The sequence below is a fragment of the Mucilaginibacter sp. Bleaf8 genome (assembly GCF_018390515.1).
Classification (GTDB): domain Bacteria; phylum Bacteroidota; class Bacteroidia; order Sphingobacteriales; family Sphingobacteriaceae; genus Mucilaginibacter.
The window spans coordinates 1,571,128-1,588,714 of sequence record NZ_JAHBBK010000001.1; the positions used below are offsets into that span (position 1 = coordinate 1,571,128).

Sequence of the window (17,587 nt, forward strand, 5' to 3'; positions counted from 1 at the left end):
AGAGGTGTTGGATTAAAATCTGACATTCAGGCCCAGCGATAAAGTAGCAGTGTTAGGATATTTACTCCCGTTTGCACGGCCGCTGTTGGGTGGGTTGGTATTCAGTTCAGGGTCCCACAGTTTAAACTTGCTGAAGGTGGCCAGGTTAAGCCCGATTAGGTAAACACTGGCATTTTTAACATGCAGTTTTGAGGTGAACGCCTGCGGCAGATTGTAGCTTAATTGCGCTGTTTTTAACCGCACGAAGCTTACATCCTTTACCCACCAGGAGCTTTCCTGTGCATTGTTAAAGTTCTGATCTTCTCCGTAAGCCAGGCGAGGATAAAACACATCCTGGCTTGGGTTGGATGGCGTCCAGCGGTCGCCAATATTTGCATAAGCATTGCTTAAGCCGCCGCCACCATTAAATGGTATAATGGCCGAGCCGCCAAGCAAAATATCGGCATGTGCCACGCCCTGAAACAGAGCACCTAACGAAAAGCCTTTGTAACCTATATTGAAGCCGGCACCATAAATGGTTGAAGGTATATCGCCCCGGCCAATGCGGGTAACATCATACTGGTTAATTAAACCATCACCGTTCAAGTCTTTATATTTAATATCGCCCGGTTTTACCTTCGACCGATCGCCGGGAACAGCGCTGCCGGCTATTTCCTCGTCGCTGTCAAAAAGTTTTTCGGCAACGTAGCCATAGCGCGAAAGTACATTATCGCCAATGCGGCTCATCCAGGGGTAAGGCTGCACAGGGCGGTCATCATTCAGCAGTTTGTCTTTATTGTAGGTAAAGGTGCCTTTAAGCGAAAAATCTACCTTACCCAAGCGCATGTTGTGCTGCAAGGTGGCATCAATACCGCGGTTATCCACTACCCCCAAATTACCAAAAGGCGAATTGGTAAGCCCGATGAAGCCCGCTAACGATTGCCGCTGTAAAAAGATACCGGTACGGCGCTCTCTAAACAAATCCACAATCAGCGACAGCTTGTCGGCCAGGGTTCTGATCTCGAAGCCTAAATCCTGCTTGCGTGATTCTGACCAGCGAATGTCCACCCCATAATCTGTTACATTGATGCCCGAGTAATTGGTAAAGTTCCGGCCGAATGTATACCCCTCGGCATTGTCTGCAAGTAAGGTAAGATAAGCAAACCTGCGGCCATTCACTTTACCGATACCTGTTTTACCATCCGAGTAGCGGATTTTAAGGAACGAGATGACATTACGCAGCGGCGCAAAGAATTTCTCATTTGACGGTACCCAGCCTAAACCGATGGCAGGGAAAAAGCCATATCTGTTTTCGGGTGCAAAGAGTTCCGACCCGTTGTAGCCGCCGTTCAACTCCAGAAAGTACCTGTCGTCATAAGAATAGGTTACCCTGCCTGCCAGGCCCACATACCTTTCGGGAATGGAACCTGTAAAATCGCCGGCGAAAGGGTTGTTGTAATCCTGGGCATAAAACAGCGCCAGTGCCCCTACCCTGTGCTTGCCAAAGCCCCGGTCGTAGTTCACAGCTGCTTCGGTATAAAACTGTCTAGTACCGCCCCGGCTTGGCTCATAGCTTAGGTAATTGTTGCCCGAAAATGTACGTACCAGGTTCAAAGTTCCATCTTCGTTATATGGCTTGTTATTGTCGGGGAAATAAGTACTCTCGCGTTTTGACCGTCTGACCGTTTGCTCATTATAGGCATCGAACGAGAACATAGCCGTAGCGGTAAGCCCCTTGGTAAGCATACTCAAATCCTGCGTTCCGCGAAGGTTGGAATAGATCTGGTTACGAAATTCGGTACGATAACCGCGACGGGTAAGATCGGCATACGGGTTACGGAAGCCGCCGTTAGATGACCTGCCGGGTATAAAATTGCCGGGATACATCAAAGGATACTCCACCGGTGGCACATCCATAGCCGCACCAAAAATATCCTGCGTGTTTTCGCCTGGGTAGTTACCGTTTGATGCATACCCCTGTAAGCCCACATCTATTTTAGTGGTTGGCGTAATTTTAAGGTTCAGGTTAGAGGTAAAGTTATACCGGCTGTAATTAAGCGATGAATTATATTTTTCAAAATCACTGGTTTTTAAAAAGCCGCTTTCGTTATAATATGCCAGCGATACATAATACTGCGCATTTTCAACACCGCCGCTGGCATTCAGGTTGGCCCTGCGGTTGCGGCTGTACTTGTTAAACAGCTCGTCCATCCAGTTCACGTTGGGATACAGAAGCGGATCGGCACCGGATGCCGTTTTGTCGATATATTCCTGTGAATATTTAGGTGCAAGTCCGCGGCCTACGCTGGCCTCATTGGCCGCTTCCATGTAGGTAATACCATCGGCCATTTTAGGGCGGCGGGTAAACGTGCTGATACCCTCGTTATAATCGAAAAATATCTGGGGCTTACCTACCTTACCGGTTTTGGTTCTAACTAAAACCACACCGTTGGCTCCGCGTACACCATACACGGCCGTACCCGATGCATCTTTCAGTACCGTGAACGACTCAATATCCTCCGGGTCCAGGTTGCTGATGGAGCGCTCCACACCATCCACCAATATCAGCGGACTGCTGGTATTACCGCCAAAGGTGGCTATGCCTCTTATCCAGATGTCGGCCCCGTTACGGCCCGGCTCGCCCGAACGCTGCACTGCCACAACACCTGCCAGTCGCCCGGCCAATGATGTGGTGATATTAGCTACCGGCAGCTTCAATTCGGTTGGTTGCACGGTAGATTGCGCACCCACCAAACTGATTTTGCGTTGGGTACCGAAACCAACCACGGCAACCTCGTTCAAACTATTACTTGAGCTGGTTAGCTTTACGTTCACCGTTGCACGGGTGCCCGGCGTAACTTCGGTACTTTGAAAGCCAATGAAACTGAACACCAGCACAGCATCAGATGATGGTACCGAAATAGAATAACGGCCATTAACATCTGTTGAGGTTGTGGTATTGGTTCCTTTTACGCGCACTGTTACACCAGGTAAAGGTTCGCCTTTATCATCAGTTACGGTACCTTTTACTGTTTGCTGCATTATTTTAGCATCAGCTGCGGGTAGTGCCGCTTTCTTTTTTATTACAATAGTGTTGCCATTAATGGTATACAACAAAGGCTGGCCCAACAGGCTTTTATCCAGAACGGTATTGACGGTGGCATTTTTAAAACCGCCGGTAACTGGTTGCGCTTCCTGTAAGGCATCGCCATCGCATAATACGTTATAGCTGGTTTGCCGGCGTATTTCGCGAAGCAGTTGCTCCAGCGATAGCCGGTTTTGGGAAATAGTTATTCTTTGTGCGTACCCCTTTGCACTTACTTCCAGAATAGATGCAATAGTGAGTATAACAATAAGCTTCATGATCAGCAGAATCTTACAGTGAATACGGAGTTGCTTCCCGCTTATTTCAAGAGGAAAAATTGTCATATCTTTGAATGGTTTGGGTTTATAACTGGTATTGTTTGGTCAAAAAAATTGTATAGGTTATCCCAAACTCATTTGCCTGCTGGGCAAAAGCTCAGGAGCGGTCGCAACGCTCCTGTTGCTTTTTTAGCAAGCCCGGTTTTGGAAAGATAACCTGTGCAGATAGTAAAAAACTTATTGCATAACGGTTATCCTCCTTCCCTCAACTTTAAAGTGAACGGTCCCGGTTAATTCAAGCATTTTAAGCACCTGCGATACATCCTCAAAACGAGATACGGTACCCCAAAGCGTTTTTTTCGATAGGTCTTCCTGAAAGCTGACCTCTACGTTGTACCAGCGCGATAGCTTGCGCATTACGCTGTATATGTTTTCATTATTAAACATAAAGTAGCCGTTTTTCCAGGCAATGGCTTCTTCGGTGTCAACTTCAACTACCTTAAAGCTTTGTTCTGTTTTGTTAAAGCGCGCCTGGTGGCCCGGTTTTAATAGTACATCATCCTGCCCACTATGAAGCTTAACGGCACCTTCCAACAGCGTGGCCGAAACAAGCTTTTCATCATCATACGCCATTACGTTGAAATGCGTACCCAGCACCTGCACCGTTACGTTATTGGCGGCCACTTTAAATGGCATGGCTTTATTTTTAGCCACTTCAAAATATGCTTCGCCATTGAGTACCACCTGGCGCTCTTTACCGATAAAGGCGGTAGGGAAAGTTAACGATGAGGCTGCATTAAGCCATACCCTGGTGCCATCGGGCAGTACAACCTGGTATTGGCCGCCTTTGGGTGTAGCAATGGTATTGGTTTGGACAGATGCTACCTTACTACCGGTAAAATGGTATACCACCAACCCGTTTTTATCTTTATGAATGGTAGCGCCTTGCTGCCGGGCCAAATAGCCCTGCGGTTTATCATCCAACAAAATTGTACGGCCATTGGCAAGTGTAAGATAAGCCTTATTGCTGCCGGGCTTTATAGCGTTGATGCGGCTGATTGTATTATGGCTGGAAGCTCTTTGATAAGCAATAAAGTATGCGCCAACTGAAAGCACAACCAATAATACGGCTGCAATAGCCAGCCACTTTCTGAATGGCTGGTATAAAGGAACTACTGCAGGCTGTGCCGAACTAATGCTTTCCTCCAGGCGATTCCACACCCTGTTGCTCACCTGCGAAGGTAAAAGCATATCATTTTGCAGTGCCTGCCGGTACTCATCGCTGAGTGATTGCAGCAATACCCTTCCATCCCGGTTGTTGCGCAGGTAATGGAACAGCTCGGCTGCTTCTTCGGCAGAGCAGGTATTCGATAAATATTTTTGTAGCAGGTTTTGGTACCTGGAATTGGGGTTCATAATTACCCTATATATCCAGATATGCTATTAAAGGGGGGATGCCTTGAAAAATATTTTTTATTTTTCTTTGAAGGATATCTATACACCCTGCTACAAGCGGGCGTGCAAAGAAGTGTGCACCGTTTCAAGCAGATGGCCAATATGCACACCCTCAACTATTATAAGCGTAAATACGATATCAGTGTTATGATGCAGATAGTCTTTAATACTCTTCATCGCCAGCACCATGTGTTCCTTAACGGTATAGCGGGATATACCCAGCAACGCGGCGGTTTCTTCATAAGTTTTGCCTTCCTGCCGGCAAAGCTTAAATACACGCTGGCGTTGCGGCGGTAGCTTATTGATGGCTTGTTGTAACAGCACGCTATACTCCTGCCATTGCAAGCCCGATTCGGCCTCGGTTATACTTTCGCTGATGATATGGATTATTTGATTTTGCAGCTCGGTTTGGGTAGCGATTTGCTTAAGTAGTTTAAACACCTGGTTACGACTAATACGGTACAGATAACCAGTCAGGCTTAGTTCGGGCTTTACCTGCTCACGTATTTCCCATAGTTTTAAAAATACGTCATGAATTACATCTTCGGCCAGTTCGGGCACTTTAATGAACCGCAGTACATAGTAAAACAATTTACCATGATAGTAATCATAAATTTGCCTAAAAGCGTTTACATCGCCGCACTGTAGCCGGGCTACAACAGCGGCCTCATCAACAAGCATTATTAAAAAGTTTATAATTGGTTAATGCAATATTGCATTTTTTTTCCAAATAAACCTTTGTTTAATAATTATGGGGCTTTAATAACCAGTTTGTAGATTATTATTTCCAGGGAAAGATTTAAACAGGCAAGTTAGTAGCGCCTGTATTACCTGCGGCCACACTCATGAAACGGCCACAGGTAATCAGGACTTGTGTTTTTAAGCGTTTACCGTTTCGCGCAGCAAATTGCGCCAGCCTGCGCTTTCGGGAATGCCCGGCTTACGTTTGCCAAAAAACTGCACAATCGTATTGCCCTCGGCATCATAAGCCTCCAGGCTATGCACCAAACCATCGGTTGTTGGCTTTTTAACCAGCCATAATGCCTGTATGCCCGAAAGGCGCAGATGCATGTTAAAGTCGGGGTCGAGCACGTTAAACCACGGGCCGGTTTCTAACAAACGATTAACCGGGCCGGTGTGTATCTGTATACAACCTGCGCTGCCGGTAAACACCATAATTTCCAACTGTGTTGCTGATGCCTGCTCTAAGATTTGCTTAATCAGTACAGGCTCGATCTGCCGGGCAAAACCATCGGGCGCTAAACGCAAGGCTTGTGTGCGTGTAAGGCCATGCTTGCGCAGCAGCGGATGAAAATCATGCGTATCCTGCAGGTTACGCCAGCTTTCCTGAAACTGGAGTATATCAATATCAGCATCCGGTAATTCAGCAGCTGTTGGTTTGACTGCTGCCGCATCTATTCTCTGGTATTGATCTTCGGCTGTATATTTGCTTACTAAAGTCTCGTAAGCCTGCTGGTCGCTTTCTTCAACCAGATAAATTTTGTGTACGGCTTCGCCGGTCTGATCAAAAAACTGCAGGCTGCGGCGACCTTCCTCATTTACGGCAAATCCAAACTGCCATTGGTTCATAAACAAACGCAGGTCAATATCGGGCGTTACTACCAAGCCTACGTGGCCGTTGAAAGACGCTTTTTTGTAAATGCCTTTACGCTCATGCACGCAATGCTCATTACGGGTAAGTGCCATTACACGGCCAAGGGTGTTTACTTCCTTTAATAAATCCATAAACTGGTCGTTCAGTCGGGTAACGTGCTGCCCCAGGCCGGTAGCCAGCAGTTCGGCCTCGCTAACACCCATTTGCTTCGCTGCATCGCGAATGCGCAATTTGGGATTATCCTGCTTCAAAGCATCCCATTGTATCTTTAAACTTTGTGTTGTTGCTTCCATATCTTTCTAATTTGTATTTGCAATTGCGCCGGTAGTAATAATTACCGGGTATTTATAATGCTCATCCTGTAATAGTTTAACCTGCACGCCAAAGGCTTCCCGTATCAGCTCCGGGCTTACAACCTCTGCAGGTGTACCGTAAGCCAGTTGCGTGCCGTTTTTCAATACCAGAATTTTATCGGCGTAGGCTGCCGCTTGGTTAATATCATGCAGTATACAGATCACTCCAAAACCCTTATCGGCCATTTGCCGGGCCTGCTGTAATAGTTGTTGCTGATGCAGCATATCCAGCCCGTTGGTCGGCTCATCCAAAAAAAGCCATGCACCCGGTACATCCAGTATCTGGGCCAGCACACGTGCCAGTTGTACGCGCTGCTGCTCGCCGCCCGAAAGCGTATCATACCCGCGCACCATCAGGTGCGTAATGCCGGTAATTTGCATAGCCTGCTCTACAATGCTCACGTCATGCGCTGATGGCTGATTATCAAAATGCGGATAGCGGCCCATCATCACCAACTCTTTTACCATAAAAGATAAGCTTACGGTATGCTGCTGCGTGAGTACGGAACGCATACCGGCCAGTTCCTTGAGCATGTAATTTACCAGATCGCGCTTGTTGAACATGATGCGGCCCTCAGTTGGATGAATTTCACGACACAAGAGTTTGAGCAAGGTGCTTTTACCGGCCCCGTTGGCACCAATAACAGCCAGTACTTCGCCCTGATTGGCTGTGAAAGAAATATCATTCAGGATAGTTTTACTACCTGCCTGATAACCCACTTGTTTTACCGTAATCATATAGGCTGCTTTTTAAGTTGTGAATTAATCATGTAAATAAATACCGGGGTTCCGGCCAGGGCAGTAACAATACCTATGGGCAGCTCGGCTGGTGACACTACCGTGCGCGATACCAAATCGGCCAGGGTGAGTACGGCTGCGCCTAAAAGTGCTGAAGCTGGCACAATAAGCCGGTTATCGGCACCGAAAGCCAATCGCAGCATGTGTGGAATAACTAACCCTACAAAGCTGATAATACCCGCTACCGCTACCGAAGCACCTACGGCCATCGTAGCCATAATGATGACGGCGTACTTAATGCGGCCCACCTGAAAACCCATGTGCCCGGCCTGCACCTCGCCTAATGATAAAGCATTGAATGCCTTACCCATTAGCGGTAAGCCTACCAACGGAATAATAACAAAGGGCAGCACGCAAGTTACCGAAACCCAGTTAGCTCCACCCAAGCTGCCCAGGCTCCAAAAGGTAAGATTGCGTAGCTGCTCATCTGTTGACAGGTAGGTTAACAATCCCGTAAATGCAAAAGCCAGCGCGTTGATGGCAATGCCTGTTAGCAATAAGGCGGTAACTTTTGCTGTACCCCGGTGCATAGCCAACCGGTAAACCGATAAGGCCGTGAGCAACGCACCGGTAAATGCTGCTGCCGATAACACGTAATAGCCATAATTACTCCCCATCCTATCCAGCAACTTGCCGCCAAAAACAATAGTTAAGGCAGCAAACAAGGTTGCGCCTGATGAGATGCCGATCAGCCCCGGCTCGGCCAGGGGGTTACGAAACAAGCCCTGTATAGCGGAGCCCGAAATGGCCAGCGCAGCACCTATGATAGCGCCTAAAATTACTCTGGGCAAGCGCAGGTTGATAAACACCAGCCATTGCTGCTCAGTAAATAAAGCCTGCTTACTGATACCAATTTGATAAGTAAACATCGACCATAACTGAGGCAAGCTGATATGTACTGCACCCAGGCAAACCGAAGTAGCCATTACCACCACCAGCAGGGCCAGCAGACTCATAAAAATGTATTTATACCTGTTAGCCGGCATTAGTTAATTTTTTGTGCCAGTTCTGTTACAGCCTGCCCCAACCGCGGACCAAAGCTGCTCAGTAGCTCGCCGTCCATAGTTACAAAGCGCTTGTTTTTGCCGGCATTGGTTTGCGCTATGCCCTGCACATTCAGTAATCCGGCTGTGCCGCCCAGGCTTTGCATACCGCTGCTGAACAGCAAAATCACATCGGGGTTGGCTCCTACCAGTGCTTCAGGCGTTAGCGGTTTAAAATCATTGAACCCGGTAACGGCATTGGTACCACCAGCCATCTGAATAATGTGCTGCATCTGGGTGCCTTCGCCGGCCACCATCATGGTACCGGTACCGCGTGCGTAAATGAACAGCACTTTGGGCTTGGTTTTAACTTTTGCTGCTTTAGCGGCACCAGCTAGTTCTGTATTTAATTTTTGAATCAGTGGCTCCGCTCCCTGCGGCTTGCCAAAGGCTTTGGCTACCTCCCGAATCAATTGGCGGGTGCCATCGGCTGAAAAGGTTTGGTTAAAAAGCACCAGCTTAATACCGGCGCTTTTCAATTGTGCAGCCAGTTCGGGTTTAACTTCGGTGGCTATGCCGGTAACTACATCGGGCTGTAAGGCAATTATACCTTCGGCCGATAGGTTACGGTTGTGCCCTACTTTGGGCTTTGCTTTTAGCGATGCCGGGTAATTGCTGGTCACATCGGTACCTACAATGTTTTTTTCCAAACCTATACCGGCCAGTATCTCGCTCACGGTACCGTTAACCGATACAATTTTGGATTGCGCACGTGCAACGATGCCCATCGCACAAAAAGCAATTACTGCAAAAATGAATTTGAATTTTATATACATAATTTTTTAACAAAAGGCTGTGCCGCCCATGCACGGGCAGCAACAGCCGAATGAACCTTTAGAATGGTGCTTAATGAATTATTGTAAACTGGTTGACCCGTTGCTCTGGTAAGCATAACGGAACGTGTAGTACCGTGATGCCGGACGGGTTGTCAGATCGGCAAAGGCTGGCGTGGTAGTATCAGGATTACCTTTGTAATAGCTTTGCATCTCTATTTTGGCATAGTTCCCACTGTTGGTTTTCACCACAATGATTTTACCCGGAACAGGTAAAATGGCATGTTGCGGTGATGTAAAAGCCGTATAAGTATACCAGCCAGATATAGCCGGCGCACCGGCTGCGTCTGATTTATAACCTGTGGCTGGTGCCGTAGTTAAATCGGCAAAAGTACTGGTTACTACCTGGGCCTGTGCTGTGCCTGTACCCGAGGTACCGCTGTTAACCGAAATAGTGGTCGAGGTAAATTTAATATCCCACTTGTTGGTGGCGGTATCAGCGCCCGTAACTTGTGTGCCGGTGCTTAGGCTGTAATAAACATTGCCTTTGCTGCCATCCAGATCGGCAACCGATTTTACGGTTACTTTGGCATCTGCCGTTGGTGCTGCGTCATCGCTGTTTTTGTCACAGGCCGTCATCATTAAAACTGATCCGCTGCATACCAGTAAAGCTAATTTTTGTAGTTTGTTCATCATTGTTGCTGTAAAAAATGTAGTTGAATTATGGTTGATTAATACTGTAAGATAAGCCTGCATACCAAAGCCTGCCAGGCAGGTTGCTGATAGTTAAAGGCGCTTTATAATTGCCCAGGTTTTCGGCCGTTAGCTGTAAGCGCAGGCGGTTATGATAAATAAGTTTAGATACCGATGCATTGAAAAGCACATAACCTTTCACATATTCATCATCGCGGTTAACTATCCCGTTGCCATCTATATCCGAAAAGCCGTAGCGGCCGCGGTAAATAGCTCTTAACGATGCAATGATGCCGCTTTTACTTTCCTGATAGCCTAACCTGATGTTGGCCATATATCTCGAGCGGTTAAGCAGCCCGCCGTACATGGCTTTGGTTACTTTAATTACTTCCCGGTTGGCTGCATTTACACCAAACACCTGCCCTTCGCTAATATGATCAAGCACACTTTGGTCATACGCCTGCAGGAATTGAAAACCACCTGTTACGTTCCAATGCTTCAAAAAGCTATAGTTCACATCTGTTTCTACGCCTTGAGTATATACCTGGTGCAGGTTGAAGTAGGAGTATACTGACTGCCCGTTATTTTTTATAGCAATGGGTTGCGAATCTATCAGGTCTCGAATATTGTTACGGAAAAAGTTAACCGTCCACAACAATGGTTTCCAAGGCCGGTAGCGCCAGCCCAGGTTGTAGGCCGTTGAGCTTTCCGCGTTCAGGGCCTGCAAGCTGGCCGGGTCTATCAGTATGGATTGAATTTGCCCTTCCTGCTGCAGCTTTTGTAACTGCACGTAAGCATCCTGGTAGCCGAAAACGCTGTACCCTACTACGGAGTTAGTGAAGTTGAGATACAACTGCCTGAAGTCGGGCGCTTTGTACCCCTTACCCGTTGAACCCATCAGCACCAGCTTATCCGACAACTTATAACTCACGGCTAGTTTCGGGCTCAGTTGCGAGCGATACACGCTGTGTATATCATAGCGGGCACCTGCAATTACATTTAGCCGTTGCAGGGGCTGCCAGTCGGTTTGTGCATACAGGTAGCCTGATGTGAAAGATTGTTTCTGATCGTACCGGGTTGCTTCTACGCTTTCATACTGTCCACCAACACCCGATATCAGTCTTAAAGCTTTGGTCCACTGAAAATCCTGCTGCCACTCCGCGCGGTTAAATTGCTGGTTAAAATAAGTATCATCATAAACCGTATTGTTAGCCGTGTAATTAAGCAGCGCATTAGTTTTGTATGATGAATGATAGAGTTTCAGCTCGCTGCTAAACCTGTCAGAAAAACGATGGGCAATGGATGGCGACAGGTTAAAATCGCGCTCCTGGCCGTTACCTGTTACCTGTTGCCCTTCTACCAGGTAATTATTGCGCTGGGTGTTAGTATAGTTACGTATCAGAAACCTGATGTCGGTATTCGCACCCAGTTTATACGTAGCCTTGCCATTCAGCGTATAGCCATAAAACGGGAACACGGTTGCACTGCCCGATTGCGGCTGCAAACTGTAGCCGCTGCTGCTATACCGGTTCACAAAACCAGCTATAGCCAGTTTAGTGTTGCTATATCCGGCATTGAGGGATAGATCTGCCGTATTATTGGTGCCATAACGGCTCAAAAAATTAACTGATGACCCGGGCGGTGGCGTTGCGGTAATGATGTTAACCACACCTGCCATAGCCTCACTGCCGTACAGCGATGATACAGGCCCTTTTACCACCTCAATACGGTCAATATTATTGGTAGTGATGCGCGATAGTTCCAGTATACCGGTGGTGCGGCCTATCAAGGGCAGTCCATCCAGCATAATCATGGTATAGTCGGCGCCAAAGCCTTGTATTTGCAGGCCCTGCCCATGCGCATCGGGCAATACGACCAGGCCGGTTTGTTCATTCAGCACTTCGTTTAACCGCACCATACCCCTGTTTTTAATTTCCTGATTACTGATGGTTGTTACCGGCATGGGCAGCTGCATCAATTCTTTGCCCGACCGGGTAGCCGTTACCACTACATCTTTTAAACTGTGTGCTTTACTTGTATCACGCTTTAATGAATCTGCCCGTTGCGCCACAGCGCTAACAGAAGCAAGCATACAAATACAAGTAAATATTTTATACATTTATTTAGACTAATTATAAATAATGATGCAAATTTGCACATGCCTAAGCAATCTGGTTAACGCCAAACGGATTAAAAACAACGCTAAACGGATTTTATGGAAATTACCTTTTCGTCACAATTTAAACAGCCATCAGAAGTTAAGCTGAGTTATCCGAAAGAATTCAGTAGCGATACTTATTTGGATGAGCGCGAAACATCGGCCACGGCTCCCTGGGGAACTATGCATTTTAAGGAGTGCTGGTTTAATGGCGCCTGCCTGTTGTGCAGCGAATTTGAGGTGCAACAGCAATCAACCGTTAAATTGCGTTGCGACAACTTTTGCTGGCTAATGAACTTTGTGTTGAAAGGTGAATTAAAATTAACAAATGCCACTTACTCACTTGACCTGAGAGCAGGCAAATACCATACCTTTTATTGTTCGGAACTGGATATGGATTTAACTGTAAAAAGTAATGCCACGGTATTTACTATATGCCTTACACGGCGCTTTATCCGTAAACTTCTTGGTAAAGATTTACTGCCCGAGCAGTTTGAAAGCGGTAGCGCCGATCCGTTTACCATGGTAGCCACGGATGCTTATAGCAGCGGCAGGTTCACCATGCTGCTACAGGAGCTGATGCAGGCCCGCCAGCCTTCGCACATCAGGCGCATATATCTCGAAGCCAAAATACTGGAACTGCTATCACTTCAACTGGAAAATTTAGAACAGCAGCAAACGGTTCCCGGTAATTTTAGCCAGGAGGATGTAACACGCCTGCAAGAGGCTAAGAAAATTGTGGAACAAAACTTACGCACCCCCTGCTCCTTGATTGAGCTGGCACGCAAAACCGGATTAAACGATTTTAAACTTAAACGCGGCTTTAAAACGCTGTTTGGCAATACCGTTTTCGGCTACCTAGCCGATGTGCGGATGCAAACGGCCTACCGCTACCTTACCGACGGCAAAACGGTGAGCGAGGTGGCCGAAACGGTGGGTTATAAAAACCCGCATCACTTTACTGCGGCCTTTAAAAAGAAGTTCGGCTTTTTGCCCAGCCAGGTGGTAAAGCCGGTAGCTACTTAAACAAAATGCCGGTAACGTCTATTTCTATTAAAAAGAACTATGAAATTAAACAACTGGCAGATAGCTGGCGTGCTGGGCTTCGGTGCGGCGTTAGTTGCAGTAGGCATGGGCTCATGCGTATCTATCCCGAAAGGCGCACAAGCCGTAAAGCCGTTCAATAAAGATCAATACCTGGGTAAATGGTACGAGATTGCCCGTATGGACTTTAAGTTTGAAAAAGGCCTGAGCAATGTTACCGCGCAATACGATACCCAGGGCAACGATGCTATTAAGGTAACCAACCGAGGCTATAGTGCTAAAGAAAACAAATGGAAAGAAAGTACAGGTAAAGCCAAACCCGCCGGAAATGCAGATGAAGGCCGGCTCAAAGTCTCGTTTTTCGGCCCGTTTTATGCCGGGTATAACGTTATTGCCATGGATAAAGATTACCAATATGCATTGGTAGCCGGCAACAACCTCAATTATTTGTGGATATTATCCAGACAGACAACCATACCTGATGCTGTTAAGCAGGCGTATCTGGAAAAAGCACGCAATTTGGGTTATGAAGTTGATAAGCTGATCTGGACAAAACATGATAAAAGCAAATAAGGAGCTGAATACCTAACTTATAAAAAGGGCTCTGCCAAAAAGCAGAGCCCTTTTTATTGCACTTATATTCTACGAAATAACAGACGCCATCTCTATTCCTGTGTTTTCATGGCCTTGTACCCACCTATCTGTATTTACTTTTAAGAAATCGGAATTAAGCGTATCAAAAAATATTTTTCATATTTTTCAATATCTCTTTATGCTATATCGGCTACGGTTCGGGTACTGTAACCGCCTGTTGTTATACCGTATCAAATGCCTGTAAATGGACTAAAAAGGCGGCTTGCACTTGCAAGTAATGGGTTTGTTACTATAAATTTGCTTTAACCAGTTATACCTATAAACTTATTTTTTCCTGTAAATCAAGTAAAGGTCGACAGCCATAGCCTGTTACCATTTACTCATCCGGGTTAACCATCAATTAACCGGACAGGAACCCTATGTGCCTAACGGCCGTGGTAGTAAGTTAGTAGTGCAACTGCCCATGTTGCAAACCAATAAACATTTATAAACCTTTATGAGAAACAACTACAAACGAAAACTATCCTGGCTGGCAGCCGCTGGCCTGGCGGCAACTACGATGTTTTATGCCTGCAAAAAGGACATCCGAACAGCCAATGATGCCAGCGCAACTACCGGAGCAAACAAAACTACCCGGGCCGTAAACGATGTGGTAAACGCCTGGGTAACCACCACCGACCGGTCTAAGCTATTGCAGGCACAACCATCTTTCACTTTTGGCGCCACTTCCGGAGCAGCAGCCAGTACCATTACGGTTGATGAAAATACCACCTATCAGGGTATTGATGGCTTTGGCTACACGCTTACCGGCGGCAGCGCCATGCTCATCAACGGTATGGGGGCAGCTCAGGATGCGTTGCTAAGTGAGCTTTTTGGTACCGGTAACAACCAGATCGGTGTTAGCTACCTACGCCTCAGCATTGGCGCTTCTGATTTAAGTGCATCAAGCTTTACATATGATGATATGCCCGCTGGGCAGACCGATGTTAACCTGAATAACTTCAGCATCAACGCGGAAATGAAGGATCTGATACCGGTTCTTAAAAAGATACTGGCTATCAATCCTAACATCAAGATATTCGGTAGCCCGTGGTCGCCGCCGGTGTGGATGAAAACCAACACTACCGGCAATGGCGGCTTTACCGGGGGCAAGCTTAACCCGGCTTACTACGATGCTTATGCCCGTTACTTTGTAAAGTACATACAGGCCATGAAAGCCCAGGGCATTACCATTGATGCCGTTACCCCGCAAAACGAGCCGCTTAACCCATACAACAACCCCAGCTTGGATATGCAGGCCAGTGAGCAGGCAGCTTTCATCAAAAACAACTTAGGTCCGCAATTGCGCAACGCCGGCCTGTCAACCAAGATTATTGCGTATGATCATAACCCTAACCGCGTCGACTACCCGAAAGCTGTGCTGGCTGATGCTGGCGCTAACCCTTACGTAGATGGTTCGGCGTTTCACCTTTACGAGGGCGATATCAACGCCTTAAGTGATGTACACAATGCCTACCCTAATAAAAACATATACTTTACCGAGCAGTGGGTAGGCGGGCCCGGCAACTTTGGCGGTGATTTAACCTGGCATATTGCTAATGTAATCGTGGGATCAACCCGTAACTGGAGCCGCAACGCACTGGAATGGAACATCGCATCCGACCCTAATTATTACCCGCATACCAATGGCGGCTGTGGTAATTGCTTAGGCGCATTAACCCTTAGCGGCACATCCGTTACCCGCAATGTGGCTTATTATGTAATTGCACATGCGTCAAAATTTGTACGCCCGGGTGCCGTGCGTATTGCATCCAACAATACCGGTTCTATCCAAAACGTAGCTTTCAAAAATACCGATGGCAGCAAAGTGCTGGTTGCAGTGAATACCAATAGCGCCAGCCAAACCTTTAAAGTACAATGGGGCAGCGCCTCTTTTACTTATACCCTGCCGGGCGGCGCAGTAGCAACTTTTAAATGGACAGGCTCACAATCCGGCTCATCGGGCGTTCCGGTTGGCCAAACCGTTACCCTGAAAGGTATTAACAATGCCTTTGTAAGCGGCGAGAACGGCACCCAGGCCATGACCTGTACCCGCACCACGGCAGGCGATTGGGAGCGCTTTACCATTGTTGATGCAGGTAGTGGCAAAGTTGCTTTACAAAGCATGGGCAAATACGTATCCTCTGAAAATGGCACCCAAGCCATTACCTGTAGCCGTACCAGCGTAGGCGACTGGGAAAAGTTCGATTTGGAAACCACAACCGACGGAAAGTGGGCTTTTAAGGGTAATAACGGTAAATATATCTCCAGCGAAAACGGTACCCAAGCCATGACCTGCACCCGCAGCAGCATATCGGGATGGGAAGCCTTTGCACACTAATAAACCAACAAAACCAATCTATAAACACTAAATCAATTGCTATGAAAAAACATTTTAACCAATTTGTTAAGGGGCTTGCTGTACCTGTGCTGGCCGCAACACTGCTGCTAGCCTGTAAAAAGGATGCCTCGGTTCAACAAACTGCTGCTGAAACAAACAGCACCACTACCACAACGCCGCGCGTAAAAACAGCTTACCAACTGGTTTGGCAGGATGAATTTGACGGCACATCGCTCAACACAGCCAAATGGGGGTACGAAAACGGCAATCTGGGTGTTAATAACGAGAAGCAATATTATCAAACCCAAAACGTAACCGTAAGCGGCGGCAACCTGGTTATCACGGCACGCAAACAAACCGTTAGCGGGCAACCGTATACCTCGGGCCGTATCAATACCAACAACAGCTCCAACAAATTCTCTATCAGATACGGCCGTATTGAGGCCCGTATGAAACTACCTATGGTGCAGGGCACCTGGCCGGCGTTCTGGATGTTGGGAACTAATATTACCGACCCTAATGTGGGCTGGCCAAAATGTGGTGAGATTGACATTATGGAGCAGGTAAACACCAACAACAATGTATTAGGCACTATTCACTGGGATAACAACGGTTATGTATACTACAGCAACAGCACCAATACCACACCGGGCGATTACCATGTTTATGCCGTTGAATGGGATGCAAGTGCCATACGCTGGTATGTAGATAACAACCTGTATGCAACAGCCAATATTGCCAACAATATTAACGGCACGGATGAGTTTCATAAAAACTTCTTCATTCTGCTCAATTTAGCTATTGGCGGCAACCTGCCGGGCAACACCATTAACGATGCGGCTTTCCCAACCAGCATGTATGTGGATTATGTGCGGGTGTACAGTCAAACCAACAGTACCGCTCCGGTTGGCCAAACCGTTACCCTGAAAGGTATTAACAATGCCTTTGTAAGCAGCGAGAACGGCACTCAGGCCATGACCTGCACCCGCACCACGGCAGGCGATTGGGAGCGCTTTACTATTGTTGATGCAGGCGACGGCAAAGTGGCTTTGCAAAGCATGGGTAAATACGTATCCTCCGAAAACGGCACGCAACCCATTACCTGTAGCCGCACCAGCATCAGCGATTGGGAAAAATTCACCTTAGAAACTACCGCAGATGGTAAATGGGCATTCAAAGGCAACAACGGCAGGTACATTTCGAGCGAGAATGGCACCCAAGCCATGACCTGCAACCGCACCAGTATTTCGGGCTGGGAAGCATTTACGCACTAACGTAATTGGACTTAAAACAAAAAAGCGGCCTGTTAAACACAGGCCGCTTTTTGTATATGTAAAAG

Annotated in this window: 13 protein-coding genes; 4 read left to right on the top strand and 9 right to left on the bottom strand. The window is 47.2% G+C overall.

Annotated features, from left to right (window positions below):
• Positions 1-12 precede the first annotated feature (12 nt).
• The 9 genes from KHS38_RS06750 to KHS38_RS06790 all read right to left on the bottom strand — a co-directional run bounded on the left by KHS38_RS06750 (position 13) and on the right by KHS38_RS06790 (position 12,164).
• Positions 13-3,342 (bottom strand): TonB-dependent receptor, encoded by a 3,330-nt coding sequence (locus KHS38_RS06750; RefSeq protein WP_213487734.1) that lies wholly within the window; start codon positions 3,340-3,342, stop codon positions 13-15.
• Positions 3,343-3,579: 237 nt separating this feature from the next.
• Positions 3,580-4,758, bottom strand: a complete 1,179-nt coding sequence (locus tag KHS38_RS06755) for a FecR family protein (RefSeq protein WP_213487735.1) — start codon at positions 4,756-4,758, stop codon at positions 3,580-3,582.
• 90 nt (positions 4,759-4,848) lie between these two features.
• Positions 4,849-5,478: an RNA polymerase sigma factor gene (locus tag KHS38_RS06760; protein ID WP_213487736.1), complete on the bottom strand. Its 630-nt coding sequence runs from the start codon at positions 5,476-5,478 to the stop codon at positions 4,849-4,851.
• A gap of 198 nt (positions 5,479-5,676) precedes the next feature.
• Complete coding sequence (locus KHS38_RS06765; protein WP_213487737.1) at positions 5,677-6,705, bottom strand: hemin-degrading factor; 1,029 nt, start codon at positions 6,703-6,705, stop codon at positions 5,677-5,679.
• 6 nt (positions 6,706-6,711) lie between these two features.
• Positions 6,712-7,503, bottom strand: coding sequence for a heme ABC transporter ATP-binding protein (locus tag KHS38_RS06770; RefSeq protein WP_213487738.1), 792 nt, complete (start codon positions 7,501-7,503; stop codon positions 6,712-6,714).
• Entirely contained in the window at positions 7,500-8,519 is a 1,020-nt protein-coding gene (locus KHS38_RS06775) for a FecCD family ABC transporter permease (protein WP_213487739.1), read from the bottom strand. The genes KHS38_RS06770 and KHS38_RS06775 overlap by 4 nt, the downstream gene beginning before the upstream one ends.
• Before the next feature lie 29 nt (positions 8,520-8,548).
• Positions 8,549-9,382: a heme/hemin ABC transporter substrate-binding protein gene (locus KHS38_RS06780; RefSeq protein WP_213487740.1), complete on the bottom strand. Its 834-nt coding sequence runs from the start codon at positions 9,380-9,382 to the stop codon at positions 8,549-8,551.
• A gap of 78 nt (positions 9,383-9,460) precedes the next feature.
• The gene (locus KHS38_RS06785; protein ID WP_213487741.1) at positions 9,461-10,075 is read right to left on the bottom strand and encodes an HmuY family protein; all 615 of its coding nucleotides are present in this window, start codon (positions 10,073-10,075) and stop codon (positions 9,461-9,463) included.
• 25 nt (positions 10,076-10,100) lie between these two features.
• The gene (locus KHS38_RS06790; RefSeq protein WP_213487742.1) at positions 10,101-12,164 is read right to left on the bottom strand and encodes a TonB-dependent receptor plug domain-containing protein; all 2,064 of its coding nucleotides are present in this window, start codon (positions 12,162-12,164) and stop codon (positions 10,101-10,103) included.
• Between the two features lie 123 nt (positions 12,165-12,287).
• Between KHS38_RS06790 and KHS38_RS06795 the strand changes: the two genes are divergently transcribed.
• The 4 genes from KHS38_RS06795 to KHS38_RS06810 all read left to right on the top strand — a co-directional run bounded on the left by KHS38_RS06795 (position 12,288) and on the right by KHS38_RS06810 (position 17,522).
• Positions 12,288-13,256 (top strand): helix-turn-helix transcriptional regulator, encoded by a 969-nt coding sequence (locus tag KHS38_RS06795; protein WP_213487743.1) that lies wholly within the window; start codon positions 12,288-12,290, stop codon positions 13,254-13,256.
• Between the two features lie 39 nt (positions 13,257-13,295).
• Positions 13,296-13,847, top strand: a complete 552-nt coding sequence (locus KHS38_RS06800) for a lipocalin family protein (protein WP_213487744.1) — start codon at positions 13,296-13,298, stop codon at positions 13,845-13,847.
• A gap of 517 nt (positions 13,848-14,364) precedes the next feature.
• Complete coding sequence (locus tag KHS38_RS06805; RefSeq protein WP_249665300.1) at positions 14,365-16,248, top strand: glycoside hydrolase family 30 beta sandwich domain-containing protein; 1,884 nt, start codon at positions 14,365-14,367, stop codon at positions 16,246-16,248.
• 41 nt (positions 16,249-16,289) lie between these two features.
• Positions 16,290-17,522 (top strand): family 16 glycosylhydrolase, encoded by a 1,233-nt coding sequence (locus KHS38_RS06810; RefSeq protein WP_213487745.1) that lies wholly within the window; start codon positions 16,290-16,292, stop codon positions 17,520-17,522.
• Positions 17,523-17,587 lie beyond the last annotated feature (65 nt).

Coding starts and splice junctions, on each gene's coding strand:
- KHS38_RS06790 (WP_213487742.1), bottom strand. CDS start 12,164: ATGCTTGCTTCTGTTAGCGCTGTGGCGCAACGGGCAGATTCATTAAAG.
- KHS38_RS06760 (WP_213487736.1), bottom strand. CDS start 5,478: ATGCTTGTTGATGAGGCCGCTGTTGTAGCCCGGCTACAGTGCGGCGAT.
- KHS38_RS06810 (WP_213487745.1), top strand. CDS start 16,290: ATGAAAAAACATTTTAACCAATTTGTTAAGGGGCTTGCTGTACCTGTG.
- KHS38_RS06750 (WP_213487734.1), bottom strand. CDS start 3,342: ATGAAGCTTATTGTTATACTCACTATTGCATCTATTCTGGAAGTAAGT.
- KHS38_RS06765 (WP_213487737.1), bottom strand. CDS start 6,705: ATGGAAGCAACAACACAAAGTTTAAAGATACAATGGGATGCTTTGAAG.
- KHS38_RS06775 (WP_213487739.1), bottom strand. CDS start 8,519: ATGAGTCTGCTGGCCCTGCTGGTGGTGGTAATGGCTACTTCGGTTTGC.
- KHS38_RS06770 (WP_213487738.1), bottom strand. CDS start 7,503: ATGATTACGGTAAAACAAGTGGGTTATCAGGCAGGTAGTAAAACTATC.
- KHS38_RS06785 (WP_213487741.1), bottom strand. CDS start 10,075: ATGATGAACAAACTACAAAAATTAGCTTTACTGGTATGCAGCGGATCA.
- KHS38_RS06795 (WP_213487743.1), top strand. CDS start 12,288: ATGGAAATTACCTTTTCGTCACAATTTAAACAGCCATCAGAAGTTAAG.
- KHS38_RS06800 (WP_213487744.1), top strand. CDS start 13,296: ATGAAATTAAACAACTGGCAGATAGCTGGCGTGCTGGGCTTCGGTGCG.
- KHS38_RS06780 (WP_213487740.1), bottom strand. CDS start 9,382: ATGTATATAAAATTCAAATTCATTTTTGCAGTAATTGCTTTTTGTGCG.
- KHS38_RS06755 (WP_213487735.1), bottom strand. CDS start 4,758: ATGAACCCCAATTCCAGGTACCAAAACCTGCTACAAAAATATTTATCG.
- KHS38_RS06805 (WP_249665300.1), top strand. CDS start 14,365: ATGAGAAACAACTACAAACGAAAACTATCCTGGCTGGCAGCCGCTGGC.